This is a genomic window from Staphylococcus sp. GDX8P80P (assembly GCF_017893095.1).
In the GTDB taxonomy this organism is placed as follows: Bacteria; Bacillota; Bacilli; order Staphylococcales; family Staphylococcaceae; genus Staphylococcus; species Staphylococcus borealis.
The window spans coordinates 1-14,991 of the sequence record NZ_JAESMI010000142.1 but is presented as its reverse complement, the minus strand read 5'-3'; the positions used below and the strand labels follow the sequence as shown (position 1 = coordinate 14,991).

Genomic DNA, 14,991 nt, shown 5'->3' with positions numbered 1-14,991 from the left:
GTCGAAAAGTACATTAAAAACTATAATAATAATCGAATTCAACAAAAACTAGGCTACTTATCCCCTGTAAAATACAGAGAATTAGCAGCCTAGAGCATAGTGTTTTTATTAAGTTCCCATTTAAGGGGTTCAGTGCCATTAAGACACGTCTTTTATTAATTAAACAACTTAATGTTAAAGTTATTGCTGATAAAATAATAGAGCTGGTTGCCACTATAGTCATTAATCCAACAAGTTCTGAACCATAACTTTTGTCATAGTTTGTTAGAATTAGCGCAATCAATCCACCAATAATTCCAAATACACTTCCTGTTATTCCAAGAATCATTTCAATAATTCTGTTAGTTGGCTTAGGTTCATTCATATAATTATGTTCCATTGTTGTCTCCTTTTCTATGCTGCGTCATCTTCAGAAGAAGTATCTTCTGTATCTTCTGTTCCACTGTCTAATGATGGATCATCAGAACCCTGACCATTTGAACTGTCATCAGATTCAGATGCTTCATTTTCAGCTTCTTCTGCTTGTTGTTGTTCATATTCTTCTTGAGCCAATTGGTCTTCATAATCTTGCATTGCTTTTTCGTATTCTTTTTCCGCTTTAGCATTTTCTTTCTCATACAATGCTTCTACACGAGCTTCTAATTGATCATACTCAATTTCTAACACATCTTTAGATACATGGTTCATCTTTTCACCATCAGTGAGTGAATTATATTCATCTACTAAAGCATTATACATATAAGCAGGGTATGTCACGCCCACGTCCGCTTGATCAGAATCATCATTTTCTTTTTTACTAGAAGATGTTGTATCTGATTCGTCCTCAACATCTGTAGTTGACCTAGCCGAAGTATCTTTAGTGCCATTTGAATTCTTAATTTCTGATTTATTAATAATCCATTGCGCTCTGACTTTATTGAAGTTAGGTACGGTATCTAATTCTAAAGTATATTGATCACTATCTGGTACATCATATGTAATATAGCCTGATGCAGTGTTATGCTGATTTAATTGATGGCTAAATCCTTCATGCATATCTTCACTACCATACCATTCTTCATAATTCTCATTATTTATTTTCATACTAAAGTCAGTATTAGCCATTAAAACTTGATCATCATTATTATTTCTAAACTTTATGTATACTCTTAAGGCTTTGCCGTTTACAGGTGCATTATACTCATCATAGTTATCAATAAATTCTGCTTTAACAACTTTAATATCTACACCGTCAGCATCGACAACTTGACCTATTTTAAATTTTTTCATTTTGTCTGTAGCTTTAGCCTTGTTATTGGCTTCTTCACCTTCTGCTTTATCTTTGTTGTCACTGAAGGAGCATCCTCCTAAAAAAACTAAAAATATAACACTTATAAAAAAAAATCTTTTCATATTAGCCTCCTCATCTTTTTTGTAAATTGAAAAGATACTATTTACATATATTATTTTATATTTTAAAACTTAAAAATCAATATATTTTTTATATTTGATTTAATTTTTTTAGTGACATAAATAATTAATTGATATCCCAACTTTTCATACTCTTTTATATGAATTTAAGAAGATAATACTAATTATTCATAACTTTTTCAGAATTAGTTTTTAAACTGGAATTACAAAATCAGATAAAGGAGTGCATATGAATGACTGGTATCATATCATCGGTATTATTACTCATTTCAATGGGGAGTTTAGCAATAGCTTTTTTAACAGGAATATACGAGATACTTTCATGGTTAAGAGATAAAGATTATTCTCCTACATTTAAAATTCCCGTATTATTCTTTGGTTTATACGTGCTATTCTATATACCAACATTTATATTAATTAATTAATAAAACATGGAGGTGAAATATATGAAGGGGTTTCATATTTTATTAGTAGAAGACGATGAAACCATCGCTAAAAATTTAAAACAAATATTACAACAAAAAGGTGCACATGTGACATTAGATAGAACTGGAGATAGCGTTTTTAACGTATTGAATGACGTTCACATCATTATTATGGATATTATGTTACCCAATAATGATGGTTTGTCTATCACTGATGAAATAAGAAGCATTTCTACTATACCTATTATCTATTTATCAGCAAGAGTTGATATCGATTCTAAAGTTAAAGGTTTGAATAATGGCGATGATTACCTTACCAAACCTTTCAATCCTAGAGAACTTATTTCTAGGATTAATAATCTTTTAACTATCCATTATGCTGATAAAGAGGCTCAATTTTATGATTTTAAAGTTAATGCTAAAGACAAGATAATCAAATCTAATGATGGAAACCAATTACCTTTAACTAAAACGGAACGTCGATTATTTTTCTATATGTATGAAAACAGAGATTTGATTTTAACTAAGAATCAAATTATTGATTACGTTTGGCAATTTGAATCCGCTTCTGAAAATACTTTGAACGCTTATGTAAAAAAATTAAGAACTAAATTATTAGATTCTGGAACAATGATTGAGACAATTTATGGTATTGGTTATAGATTAAATAGGGGCTAATTAATGAAACTATTAAAAAAATACTATATGTTCATGGGATTGGGTTTATTATCGATACCTCTAGTTTTTTTAGCTATCAATAGTATGATACTACTATGTATTCTATTTATTGAAAAAGTCTTGGGTTTTACAATCGGTTTAAATTTTAAATCCAGTGGCCTTACAATAATTTTTTACATCTTTTTCTTCTTAATTCTAATTACTTTAGTTATGATTGCTTCACGCTATGTATATAAAATTGTGGATCGTTTACGTTTGCTTAATGATAAGTTATTAGACATTGCTAATAGTGATAAATTACCTAATAAATTAGACATACCTACTTATATAAATGACGAAATTGATGAAGTTGGCCAATCTATAAATGTTTTAATAGACAGACTAAGATATAGAGAGTTAGAAATTATCGAAAACAAAAAGCAAGAACAAAATTATATTAATCAACTTGCTCATGATATTAATACGCCTCTAACTGCATTAAATTTAGAGTTATATCAACTCGGATTTCAATACCAAATTAATGATAATGATATAGAGTTATCTTATGAAAAGATAAACTATATTTCTAATTTAATTAAGGCATTACCTAACAAAGATGATATTTCTAAATTTTATACGTTTAACCACCAAGTTGATATTCAAGCATGTATAAACACAACGCTTGATAAATGGCATTATCTCTTAAATTCAAAGAACATTCTAACCATTCTAAATGTGGAAGGTGACCGTATTTATTGGCTCGGTGACCAATTATGGTATGAGCGCTTATTCGATAACATTATTTCTAATGTTTATAAACATTCTGATTCATCGCGTATTACCATTTATCTAAATGAGGATTATATTACTATTCAGGATAATGGCATTGGCTTTAATAATATGTCTTATAAATCTAAAGGGTTAACTATTATTAAAGATATTTGCGAAAGATTCTCTTTAAATTTAAATATAAAATCTGACTCAGATGGAACTATAATAACTATTAAAAACAGCTGAGCGTAAATTGTTTATATAAATCATTTGTTTGTTAAAACTAGATATACTTTCTTGTAAAATATTTCAAATTAAAATTACATCGATGACATCAGTGTTCACACACTTACGTAAGTCGTTCTAATGATTAAAATCTAAGAACTACTTTAGAGACGGCACCCCCAGGAACGCGCAACAACTTAAGTGAGTAATCATCTATCTAAGACCGCTCTTACAGATCATAAAAAAAGCTTTTGAGTAACGAATCGACTTTTTGTAAGTCTTCATTCATCTCAAAAGCTTTATAATAATTATTTAATGATTTAACGCATTCGTAATGACATTTCTAAACGTAGTTTCATCGATACGATTATTTTGTTTTTGTTGTGCAATAACTCGCTCTTTAAATATACTTGTATCCTTAGCGATTTCATTCAATATATCAATTAACTGTTGAGGGTCGTCTTGCTTTGTAATATTCTTTTTAGCAATAAATGAACGACGATGCGCAGTTTCATCATAAGCTAAAATTAATTGATTATGGAGCATTGCACGTTCAATAGCATTGACGATTTCTCCACCTTTATTGATATCTAAATAAACATCGCATGTTTGGAATAATTGATCAATCTTCTCTTGGGTAATGGTTGGATAAAGTTTAACATTGTCATATTTACCCAAGTCTATTAATTTAGCTGACATTTCGGTAATAGCACCAATGTGAAATTCATAATCTTCACACTGTCGAATGATTTCTTCTAAATTTGGAAGATCATCAGAATTTGTTAAATTAAGTACTTGCTTCTTATATTTATTAGTCTTCTGATAATCGTATAAGTAGCCCAATTGACTGATGAAAGGACGATACTGCGCCTCAATATTTGATGCAATGTCTTCAAATTCCTTACTATCTGGAATAATTACTTTTGAATTTAGCATCTCTTTATCTAACAATAACTTCATATTTCCCGGGACATTACCATGACTTTGTTCTTGCCAGAATAACACTGCCTTCGACATATAATTCGATTGATATAGCACAAAGAATGGTGTTGCTAATGAATTAATGAAGATAGTTGAAGTATCAACATCTATTTGGTCTAAATAGAAGCTAATAAAGTCTTGTTTTGATGCAAAGAAATGCGATTGACCTTGCCAATCTAATATAATATCTTTTGTGACAAAGTTCTCATATAATACTTCTTTCCCTTGACGGTCGACATAAGTTTTCAAGATGGGCTTTTTATTTAAATCATATACCGTTTCCGCAAATTTAAATCCATCTTTGTTATAAAAATCGACCGAACGCAAACGGTCCTTTGTATCAAACCACTCCACAAAACTCACAATTCGATTTTTAAAATGTTCACGATAAAATATTCGCCCTCTTACATTGCCATTATCTATAATTTCTGCATGATTATGATTGCCTTTAATTTCCCATAATGGCGGCACTTGAACCTCATTAAAAAATGCAGATTTGTCATCATCATTGCGTTTATAATTTGCAAAAAATTGATACGGCGTCATGACGTTGTCGGGTAAAAAACCGTCATCATCCATTACAATGGTCTCATGTTTAAATCCTGCAAATTGAAGTGATTGTTGAAGTTTTTGTGATGCTTCATCAAATATTTCAAATAAATTAATCATATAGCACCTCATCAATTAGATTTTGCCACTTTTGCGTAATATGCTCAGTTTTAAACGGTTCTGCAATTTTATACGATTTCTCATGCGAATGCTTAGGCCCTGCATTAAAATACTGAACAATTTTTTCAGCCATATGATTTGTAATGACTTCGACATCTTGGTTATCTTTATCGATTGGTATGAGATATCCATTCTCACCGTGACTAATAAATGTTGGATTACCGTAATTTACCTCGAAACCTATCATACCTAGTCCAGAACCTACGGCTTCCATCAAGGTCAAACCGAAACCTTCACTTGTTGAAGCCGATACAAATAAATCATAGTTCGCATAGATTTCATCTAACTTCTTATGACCTTTAAGTTGAATATAATCTTGTGCATGATTTTCTTTAATAATCTCTTCAATTTTTGTTCTTTCATTACCATGACCATATATATCAAATGTTAATTGCGGCACTTTCTTTTTAGCTTTAATTACAGCTTTCACTATCCAATCTACATGTTTTTCACTAGCTAACCTAGAAGCCGTAAGCATAGAATATCGCTTTCTTTCCCCTTTGGGATAACTTAATTGATGTAGACTACCCACTGGGATAGTTCTAACACGAGGTTGATGTGACGTATATGTTTGGAATTGCTCGGATAAAACTTGATTTTGTAAATCCGTCGCAGTGATATAAAAATCGATATATGGTGCTTGTGCAAATACATATTCGTAATAGTTATTCCACAAAATATAGCTATCATTTGTAGCATTTTCGCTATAATGTTCCGCATGTACAACAATACCGACTTTACTTGATCCTTTATGTTCTAATATACTTTGACCAACTTCAGTCGATCTATCAATAATAACGATATCTTGTTCAGTCAGATGCAACTTTTTCATAAAATAAGCTACAAATTCCTGTTTACTATATAAGCGAGCATCATCAAATACATAGACACTCGATTCTCCGTCTATATATTCTTTATAGGTAATTGAGCCATCCTCATTGTAAAACTGTCTCTTATATAATTTGGCACGATTTTCATGTGGTGCATAATATTCCGAGAAAGTTCTTACATAGCTATAGTAATCTTTCCGAACTAACATACCGTTAACGACAAATTCTGCACGATCGACAATATTATCATCTTCATTCTTTAAATAACAGCTTACATAGGATTTATCATTCCCGATGTATAAGCGCATAGTTTTACCAGTAATCGTTTGAGCAGTGACAGGATTACCTAAATCCTTTTTCAAGTCATCAACCGTATACGTTGTTGGTACGATAGGTATATCACTGAAATATTGATATAGCCATATCACTTCATCATCTTTAAACCCGATATTGTCAGTTAACGTTTGAATGTTCTCTGCGGAAATAAAGTCTAGAAAGATAAATTTAGCTGGTTGATTTACCTCTCTTAATAATTTGGCACGATAAGCTTGAGCATATTCTACACCACTGCTCGCCCACCCAATGCCAAAATTAATATTATATACTGTCATCTATGAACACCTCATTTTAAGGAAAATGTACTACTAAATCTTGATCTTTATCAAACGTTAGAATACTTAAACATAAATTACGAATCGTTGCCCGTTTAATATTTATCAGCATCATTTCATATGTTTCTAAAGCCACTTTATGATATTCGAATATTGCATTACGTTGACCATTTTGTCGATTATTAACACTCGCTTTAAGTTGTTGAAGTTGATCAACTTGATTTATCCATTCTACATCTATAGCTTTCAATATTGCTTTTTGAAGAAATCGTAATTTAAAATAATCGTTATTTGCAATTTTCATATTCTCTTTTAATTGTTTGTTAAATTGTTGCACTAGATAATCAATGGTTTGTTCACGTGTTTGAATCTGTTGGCTAATAGTGTCATCTTTGAAACTAAAGCTCAACTGCTCATAAATATAATTGATGATGTCATCTTTATTATGAATATGCTTTGTTCTCAAATCATAGTCAAAGACATCACGCGCTAGTGAATCAAAGTCAAATGCACTGAAGTCTGACGTTTCAAGAATACGATTGCGTTCTTCATACACACGATCACGTTGAATGCCGATACTTTTTTCGAATTCATTAGCCATTTCACGCGCCATCATTGAGGTTTCTTCAGATACACGCTGTGCTTTAGAGACAATCCCTCTTACTCTTCTTCTGAAAAAAGGACTATCTTGTAGTTTGTCTGGATCAACGTCTTTTAGTTTTTCATTTTCAGCTAGTTTAGAGTTACTCCAACGTTTAACAATATAATCATCTAATGATACATAAATCTGTGAAACACCTGGGTCACCTTGACGACCTGAACGTCCACGCAATTGTCGGTCAACCCTGCTATTCTCCATATGTTCATTGATTATGACTGCAAGTCCTCCGAGCTCATAGACTCCAGAGCCAAGCTTAATGTCTGTACCACGACCAGCCATACTAGTTGAAACTGTAACAGCACCCAGTTGTCCTGCCTCAGCAATCATTTGTGCTTCTTTAGCAACATTCTGTGCAATTAATAAGTTATTAGGGATATTGTCTTTAAATAATTGGGTTGAAAAATATTCAGCCGCTTCTGCAGTTCTTGTTATTAAGAGTACTGGTTGTTTAGTGGCATGAATTTCTTTTACTTTCTCAAGTATCGCTTTATTCTTTTCATCTGATTTCGCATATACTCGATCTTCTTTATCATTACGAATAATCGGATGATTGGTTGGAATTTCAACTACTAACTTAGAATACAAATCAAAGAATTCCTTTTCTCCCAACTTACCGGTTCCGGTCATCCCTGAAAAACCATTAAATAATTTGAACAAATTTTGGAAGGTAATTGTCGCCATTACACTTAAATCTTGTGATAGTTCAACACCTTCTTTAGCTTCAATCGCTTGATGCAAACCAGATTGTAGTTTGGTACCCGGCAACATTCGCCCTGTAATTCGGTCTATAAGTACAACTTCGCCATTATAAATAAAATAATCTAAATTGTCTTTGAACAGATACTTCGCGCGTAATGATAAGTTAATGACACGTACCAAATCAAAATATTGTGGTAGGTAGATATTATTCACTTTAAAATAATGATTGGCTACATCAATACCTTCATCCGTAAGCCATACTTCTTTTTTATTCACATTTAATTTAAAGTGTTCATCTTCAACTAACGTTTCAACAAACATCTCAATAATATGGAATAAATTGGATTGCACACGTGGAGCACCAGAAATAACCAGTGGTGTTTGCGCAGCATCCAATATAATTGAATCAACTTCATCAATAATCGCAAAGTTCAATTCAGGTAAATATTTAGCATTAATATGGTCTGCTAAATTATCAAATAAATAATCAAATCCTAAGCGACCATTTGTTGTATAAATGATGTCATGGTTATATAACATTTGCTTCTCATTTTCGGCATATTCATAATCTGGAATATCCACAAAGCCAAGTGACGCTGTTAAGCCTAACCATTCATATAAAGGTCGCATTTCTTGAAAATCACGATTCGCCAGATAATCATTCGTAGTAATTAGAAATGCGCTTTTTCCTGTAAGTGCGTTTAAATAAAGGGGCATTGTCGCTGTTAACGTCTTACCTTCACCGGTTTGCATTTCTGCTATATTACCTTGATGCATCACGATGGCGCCCATCACTTGAACATCTTTCGGATACATACCTAGTACACGTTTCGATGCTTCACGAATCGTTGCATAAGCTTCCGGCAACAGTTTATCCAGCGTTGTTTCCCGTTTCTCTAAACGTTGTTTAAAGTCAGCTGTTTTAGCTTGTAATGCTTCATCTGAACAGTTTCGCATTTGATCACTTAATCGATTTACTGCCACTAACTGCTTCTGTAATCTTTTCAAACGCATCGAGTTAATCACATTACTAACTTGATTAGCCATTTTGATCACCTCGCACATAAACACTTTCGCCAAATATGACTCGATTTAATACATCTAAATTAACTTTACTTTCAACGATAGAGTGTGTTTCAGATTCATCTGTATCTAACTCTTGAATAATAATATTTTTGAAAAAAAGTTCCGACAAGCCAGCATTTATTAATTCAATTTTATAAGCATAAGCCTCTTCAGGAAATTCGAATTCTGCATCACTATTTTGAATGATTAAATTGGAATGTTCCGTGTCATTTTTACGATAAAATGTAATCTTTATATACACACTCCCTAGAGGCTCGACATTGTAATTTAAAATCACTTTATATTGTTGTTTCTTTTTCAAAATAGGGAGCGATGGCGCGTATTTATGTTCACTAAAAGTTGTTAACATACGCCAATCATGTATAACAGTCCCTGATGGCATCAATGGATTGTTAAAGTATGTTCCATCATCCTCAATGCGTAATTTCGTACCATACATAAAGGTTGTAGTATTTATATGACGCCACGTTAATGTATAACTATTTAATGCTGACATCGCTATCTCTCCCGAATTGATCTTTTAATATAATGTTATAAAAGTTGACAAACCAACTTGTTATTGTAGGTGAATCATCATTGTGTCGACCCGGTACACCACGACTCATAACATGTGAACCTTGTTGACTCAATACTAGTGATAAATTTTGAAATGCCGTAGCATCATAATCATCATTGTACATATATGCAATTGCAAATATTGTATTTGTTAGATTACTGTTTTTTAATTTTTCCCAAAAACGTGAATCTAAATGTTGAACATCTGAAGTGGAAATACCACCTGTATTCGCCAACAACACATCATTAGCAGTGCCAAATTCATTTGGACGTAACAATTTCATATTATCTGCTATAGTCCCAATATTTAATAACGGTTTCCCTACTACAACCGCAGCTGGTTCTAATTGAGCTGCATAGTACAAGGCACCAAATGATCCCATAGATAACCCTGATAGTATAAGTTCATCATGCTTGAAACCTAAAAAGTCTAAGGCATTTTGAATCACATTGATAATCCCTTGTTCAAAAGTTTCGGATCCAAGATAAAATGAACCACCTTCAAGACGAGGGTCACCAATTAAGATAAACGGCGCATTCATCTTATTCATCATGAAATAGCCTTCAAATCCTTCAGCAGGACGATAACCACTAAAATACACATTGAGCGGAGGCTTCATATCACCTGGATTGAAATAATGTATAAACTCATCTCGTTTCTCATCAGTAAAACGCTGTCCACCCATAATAAATTGTCCCATTTCTAGTCGTGACCAACGTTTATGAATGGCACCAATACGTAATTTACCCTTTCCTTTTGCTTTAAGAGATACGCTGACATTCATTTGAGTCGTCCTTAATGGTAATTGAATAGGTTGATTTAAATCTTTATGCTCAAAACGTAATGTTGTATCTGGATATTCCGTTGATCCAAACGGAGATAATCTAAATGTGTACTCGATTTCGACATCTCCTTCAAGTGAATACTCCGGCCAAAGATCGTTAACCTTATCTTTATCACTTACTAAACTTTGTGTCCACGTAACAATAGGTTTGAATGATGTACCGAAATCACCTTCTAACACGAGTGACTTGTTCCCCTCATATTTATACGTTCCTTGAAAAGGTGGGTTAACAGTTGTCTTAATTGGTGATACTCTATCGCCATATTGCCCAGGAAATGTCACAGCTAACAATTGATGGTGTAGATCTTCCTCAGTTTGATAATTAAGTTTCTTTACAAATTTGTGTTGGATTAATGGTTCAGCATCATAATTCGGAGACCACATTTGTGCATCGATGACCGTATTGTGAGGTGTAGCGACGACTCGTAATAAATCCATTAATTCAGGTGAGTAAGCACTTTGTACAAATACTAAATCAAAGTTACCAAATGCTTTTATAATGCTTTTTACCGCTTCAATATAACCACTATCAAACGTAAATAATGCATCATCTAAATAATCCCATTCAACACCCTTTTTACTGTCAAATAATGGTTCTAAATCTTTCCCACCTACTTGTAAGATTCTGAATTTACGTGCCATGAATTTCACCTTCAATCACACTATTTAATCTTTGGATTATCTTTTCTGAACTGAATTCATCACTTAATTTAATAGAATGCGCAAACGAATAATTCCAATTCTTCAGATTGTCTATAAAATAATTTAGCGCTACACTTAATTGTTGGATATTATCGATAATTAAGCCATTTAACTTATCATCTACATAATCCGTCTCTCGCCTATTGATTTGTGGAACGCCTGCACTAATACTTGAAATTTGTAAATATAAATCAGGCTCTTGGTTTAAATCTACAATTACTCTTAATTGCGACATTTCCTTCATTAAATCTTCTTCAAAAGGCACATAAACTAACTTAACCTTTTCTATTTCATCTTCTTCAAGTTCCGTTTGTAAAATATCTTGAACTTCTGGAGAGAATTCTTCTTCCTCAACATTTAACGATGAATTTAATTGATCTATTTCATCTCTTAACCATTGCGGTATATCGTTCTCATTTAATCGCGTTAACAGATGAATTATGGTTTGTTCATGTTGAGAGACGTATTGACTCAATTGATTAATAACCGTTTTTAAGTCTTCTTCACTAAGTGAATCTATCCAAACGCCAATATTCGTTTCATACAATTGACTACTTATATTAGGTATCATTTGTGCATCAAACGGCGTTACTCGCATAATTTTGAATGGCTGGTACTCAGGATTCTGAGTTATGAATTGATTTAATTTAGTCGCATTTACTTGTGTATCAACTATACATTGATTCGCTTTTCCAATAATTTCTAATAACGTCGCATCGATGTATGCATTTCTCTGTCTGAATAATGAGAAACACATATTCTCAGGTTTAAATGTATCTGTTAATACATAATTGTGTCTTTTATCTGCAGCAATAATCACTTTATCGTCATCCGCTAATGTTGAAATATTGTATTGTTGAATTTTTTCAAAAATAAGTTCATCCATATTTCTATATGACTTCTTCTGAAAAAGGTCATAGAATTCTGGTTGGATTGTAATTTTTTCAGTCAAAAAATCTTGAGTCATAATGAGCTGACCTTTAACATCTAAGTAATATCGTTTCATTGGTGACTGTCCATCATGATAAATTTCAATCGATGACACAAACCCTCTATCATCAAATATCAATTTACGGCTTAGTGTTTTGTGTTCATAATCCTCAATGCAAATTAAATAGCCTTCTTGACTAAAAATCATCTTAGAAAATTGATTATCATTTTTAATGGCCATGACTTGAAATGGCGTATAAATAAATTCAGTGTCTTCTGGCCAAGATAATTCTCTATAATCAATTGCTACAGGAGTGCCATGCGTTGCACCTTGTATCTCATCAAAAAGAGACCAATAATTCATTTCATAAAGCTCATGACGATGTAAAAATAATCGCAACAGGGGATTATAATTCAAGATAATTGTATTGAATGGTTCATTGTTTTTATGATGCATCGACATTAAACTTACCATGTCATCAAATTCAGTAGTTTTTCTTTTTATATAAAAGGGCACAACAGCGCTATCCCACCAATTGTTCGAATCATACCATGTAGGTATAAACTGTTTCACAACTATCACCTACCAATATTTATTCAAGATTTGCTTGTAACGGTCAAAGTATAAGTACGTGCGAATCGTCTCACCAATATTAATACTGATGTACACTAAGATAATCAGTTGCATTGAAAAGTAAATTTCTGTTGATAGATTAGGCACCAACAATGTTGAATATAATGGCACTGCCAGAATCAATGCCACCAATATGGCACCAGTCCAACATACTCTTCTAGCTTTACTATTTAAATACCTCTCTGTCTCACGACCCGGACGTATAGAATCAAAATAATTCCCATTCTTTAGAAATTCATCCGCCTTTTTCTTAGTATTAATCAAAAATCGTGACAACAAGTAACTCAGTACGATTTGTAACACAATATAAAACATAATACCTATCGGATTAGCAAAACTTAAAAATTCGAAATTTGCGTTTGACCCGAGCAATGTAGCTATTAAATTAATCATATTATTTAACAGTACGTATACTGATAAACTAATCATAATTGAAATACTTCCAGCCGGATTTAATTTCCATGCTAAATATGTTGGTGTCTTATTCGTAGAGTTATTCATGATGTCTTTGTAATTGAGTCGATATTCCGATAACTCAATAAATAATAGAATGAGTAATGCTATGACTAATGTCACAATTACTAATATAAGTAATAAGACACTTACACTTAACTTAAAAAAGTGTTGGTTATTAAATAATGATTTGATTAAACTTGTTAATACAATTGGCATTGGACCACAAATACCGTATGTAATATTTTGATCTGCTAACCAAACCAATAACATTGTCCCCGCAACAAGAATTAGCATGAATAAAATGATGTTTGAATCTTTAATAAAGTTATTATGAATATACGTACTGATTACAAAATAACTTTGAAATATTGCAAACACTATTGTTATAATTCTTTCCTTATAATGCTTTTCAGAACGTGTTTGTTTCGTTGCTTGATCCAAATTACGATAATTTAATAACATAATGATAACTAGTGATGTTAACCAAGGTCCAAGACCTAATGAGAATACATTTAATGTATGAAGATCCCCACCTACATTTGAAACTGCTAATTTGAAAAATGTATCTTTGTTATCATAAATACCTTCCGAACCCACTATTGAAATATTACTTCCAAAAATGTAAACAATTAAAATGAAACAGGTAAATAAAATCCTCTTGTATAAAATCTTATATTCATGTTTCTTAATCATAATTTCACCTAAAATTTTAAAAATAAAGTTTTTTACATTATATCAAAGAGGCTAAAGATATTAATTAGTTTGGTTTATACATACATTATTCCAACCAATAATTATACTTTAGCCTCTTTTTTTAAGGATAGACAACCAATTTATAGAAAAGTGATTATTTTATAAATCTATCTCCCACATGAAGTAGTTTATTGTTCTGATCCTTTATTCTTTTTATCTTTTTTATTTTTACGAGATTTACCAAATAATCCTAATCCCGCTAACATTGCTGCAACAGCTGATACAAGTCCTGTTGAATTAGAGTCACTATCTCCAGTATCAGGCAATTCATCTTTAGCATCATGATGAAGTGAATTGCTATGCATTTGTGAATCATTATTACTTTGAGATTCAGAAGTAGTCATTGACGTACTGTTTGAAGTTGATGCTGAGTGACTTAGTGACGTGCTCAAGCTTGTTGAATCTGTTCCACTCATACTTTCTGAAGTTGATATTGAATCAAATTGTGAGTGAGAAGTACTCATAGAATTTGATTCACTTACAGAATGTGATGTGCTGAATGAATGTGAAGCATTACTATCTGATGTGCTTGTGCTACTTGAATCACTAATACTTGTTGATGCTGATGCACTATCTGACGTCGTATTAGAATCAGAATTACTGATTGAATGTGAATGTGAACTGCTGTCTGAGCTTGAAGTACTATTTGAATCTGTTCCACTCATTGAGTGTGAAGCACTTCTACTTTCTGACGTACTTGCTGACGTAGATGTACTATCTGATGTGCTTGTGCTTGTTGAGTCACTCACGCTCGTTGATGTTGATGCACTATCTGATGTGCTCGTGCTTGTTGAATCACTCACGCTTGTTGATGTTGATCCACTTAATGACGTGCTTGCACTTGTTGAGTCACTCACACTTGTTGATGTTGATCCACTTAATGATGTGCTCATACTTGTTGAATCACTCATGCTTGTTGACGTTGATGCACTATCTGATGTACTTGTGCTTGTTGAGTCACTCACACTTGTTGATGTTGACGCACTCAATGATGTGCTTGCACTTGTTGAATCACTCACGCTTGTTGATGT

The 14,991-nt window shown here is 32.3% G+C and carries 13 protein-coding genes and 1 pseudogene; 5 read left to right on the top strand and 9 right to left on the bottom strand.

The genetic code is table 11. The features are described from left to right. Window positions 1-93: IS3 family transposase (locus KA858_RS11385; RefSeq protein WP_221413211.1), on the top strand; the 93-nt coding region annotated here is incomplete at its 5' end. A gap of 300 nt (window positions 94-393) precedes the next feature. On the opposite strand, the gene KA858_RS11375 is transcribed toward KA858_RS11385, so the two are convergent. Further along, the gene (locus KA858_RS11375; RefSeq protein ID WP_245342094.1) at window positions 394-1,392 is read right to left on the bottom strand and encodes a DUF4352 domain-containing protein; all 999 of its coding nucleotides are present in this window, start codon (window positions 1,390-1,392) and stop codon (window positions 394-396) included. A 251-nt stretch (window positions 1,393-1,643) separates the two neighbouring features. On the opposite strand from KA858_RS11375, the gene KA858_RS11370 reads away from it, so the two are divergent. From KA858_RS11370 to KA858_RS11360, 3 genes are read left to right on the top strand one after another with little or no spacing between them, the layout of a single operon-like run. Continuing rightward, complete coding sequence (locus tag KA858_RS11370) at window positions 1,644-1,835, top strand: hypothetical protein (protein WP_011274666.1); 192 nt, start codon at window positions 1,644-1,646, stop codon at window positions 1,833-1,835. Between the two features lie 21 nt (window positions 1,836-1,856). Next, window positions 1,857-2,513 carry a response regulator transcription factor gene (locus tag KA858_RS11365; protein ID WP_210135748.1) on the top strand — a complete coding sequence of 219 codons (657 nt, stop codon included), beginning with the start codon at window positions 1,857-1,859 and terminating at the stop codon, window positions 2,511-2,513. A gap of 3 nt (window positions 2,514-2,516) precedes the next feature. Continuing rightward, window positions 2,517-3,509: a sensor histidine kinase gene (locus KA858_RS11360; protein ID WP_210135747.1), complete on the top strand. Its 993-nt coding sequence runs from the start codon at window positions 2,517-2,519 to the stop codon at window positions 3,507-3,509. Window positions 3,510-3,800: 291 nt separating this feature from the next. Here the strand turns inward: KA858_RS11360 and gtfB are convergent, their stop codons facing one another. The 8 genes from gtfB to KA858_RS13010 all read right to left on the bottom strand — a co-directional run bounded on the left by gtfB (window position 3,801) and on the right by KA858_RS13010 (window position 14,424). Further along, window positions 3,801-5,138: an accessory Sec system glycosylation chaperone GtfB gene (gene gtfB / locus KA858_RS11355; protein ID WP_210135746.1), complete on the bottom strand. Its 1,338-nt coding sequence runs from the start codon at window positions 5,136-5,138 to the stop codon at window positions 3,801-3,803. Further along, window positions 5,131-6,639 carry an accessory Sec system glycosyltransferase GtfA gene (gene gtfA / locus KA858_RS11350; protein ID WP_210135745.1) on the bottom strand — a complete coding sequence of 503 codons (1,509 nt, stop codon included), beginning with the start codon at window positions 6,637-6,639 and terminating at the stop codon, window positions 5,131-5,133. Before gtfA ends, gtfB begins: the two co-directional genes overlap by 8 nt. Before the next feature lie 16 nt (window positions 6,640-6,655). After that, a complete protein-coding gene (secA2, locus tag KA858_RS11345) occupies window positions 6,656-9,046 on the bottom strand; it encodes an accessory Sec system translocase SecA2 (RefSeq protein WP_210135744.1) in 2,391 nt (796 codons plus the stop codon). Beyond that, window positions 9,039-9,581, bottom strand: coding sequence for an accessory Sec system protein Asp3 (gene asp3, locus KA858_RS11340; protein WP_011274658.1), 543 nt, complete (start codon window positions 9,579-9,581; stop codon window positions 9,039-9,041). Before asp3 ends, secA2 begins: the two co-directional genes overlap by 8 nt. Continuing rightward, a complete protein-coding gene (gene asp2, locus KA858_RS11335; protein ID WP_210135743.1) occupies window positions 9,565-11,127 on the bottom strand; it encodes an accessory Sec system protein Asp2 in 1,563 nt (520 codons plus the stop codon). The genes asp3 and asp2 overlap by 17 nt, the downstream gene beginning before the upstream one ends. Next, entirely contained in the window at window positions 11,117-12,691 is a 1,575-nt protein-coding gene (gene asp1, locus KA858_RS11330) for an accessory Sec system protein Asp1 (RefSeq protein WP_210135742.1), read from the bottom strand. Before asp1 ends, asp2 begins: the two co-directional genes overlap by 11 nt. Window positions 12,692-12,700: 9 nt before the next feature. Then, window positions 12,701-13,900, bottom strand: coding sequence for an accessory Sec system protein translocase subunit SecY2 (gene secY2 / locus KA858_RS11325; protein WP_210135741.1), 1,200 nt, complete (start codon window positions 13,898-13,900; stop codon window positions 12,701-12,703). A gap of 188 nt (window positions 13,901-14,088) precedes the next feature. Continuing rightward, complete coding sequence (locus tag KA858_RS13010; RefSeq protein WP_080366123.1) at window positions 14,089-14,424, bottom strand: LPXTG cell wall anchor domain-containing protein; 336 nt, start codon at window positions 14,422-14,424, stop codon at window positions 14,089-14,091. 28 nt (window positions 14,425-14,452) lie between these two features. On the opposite strand from KA858_RS13010, the pseudogene KA858_RS13005 reads away from it, so the two are divergent. After that, window positions 14,453-14,991: pseudogene (locus KA858_RS13005) on the top strand (hypothetical protein); the annotation flags it as partial.

Coding starts and splice junctions, on each gene's coding strand:
- KA858_RS11375 (WP_245342094.1), bottom strand. CDS start 1,392: ATGAAAAGATTTTTTTTTATAAGTGTTATATTTTTAGTTTTTTTAGGA.
- KA858_RS11370 (WP_011274666.1), top strand. CDS start 1,644: ATGACTGGTATCATATCATCGGTATTATTACTCATTTCAATGGGGAGT.
- KA858_RS11365 (WP_210135748.1), top strand. CDS start 1,857: ATGAAGGGGTTTCATATTTTATTAGTAGAAGACGATGAAACCATCGCT.
- KA858_RS11360 (WP_210135747.1), top strand. CDS start 2,517: ATGAAACTATTAAAAAAATACTATATGTTCATGGGATTGGGTTTATTA.
- gtfB (WP_210135746.1), bottom strand. CDS start 5,138: ATGATTAATTTATTTGAAATATTTGATGAAGCATCACAAAAACTTCAA.
- gtfA (WP_210135745.1), bottom strand. CDS start 6,639: ATGACAGTATATAATATTAATTTTGGCATTGGGTGGGCGAGCAGTGGT.
- secA2 (WP_210135744.1), bottom strand. CDS start 9,046: ATGGCTAATCAAGTTAGTAATGTGATTAACTCGATGCGTTTGAAAAGA.
- asp3 (WP_011274658.1), bottom strand. CDS start 9,581: ATGTCAGCATTAAATAGTTATACATTAACGTGGCGTCATATAAATACT.
- asp2 (WP_210135743.1), bottom strand. CDS start 11,127: ATGGCACGTAAATTCAGAATCTTACAAGTAGGTGGGAAAGATTTAGAA.
- secY2 (WP_210135741.1), bottom strand. CDS start 13,900: ATGATTAAGAAACATGAATATAAGATTTTATACAAGAGGATTTTATTT.
- KA858_RS13010 (WP_080366123.1), bottom strand. CDS start 14,424: ATGAGTACTTCTCACTCACAATTTGATTCAATATCAACTTCAGAAAGT.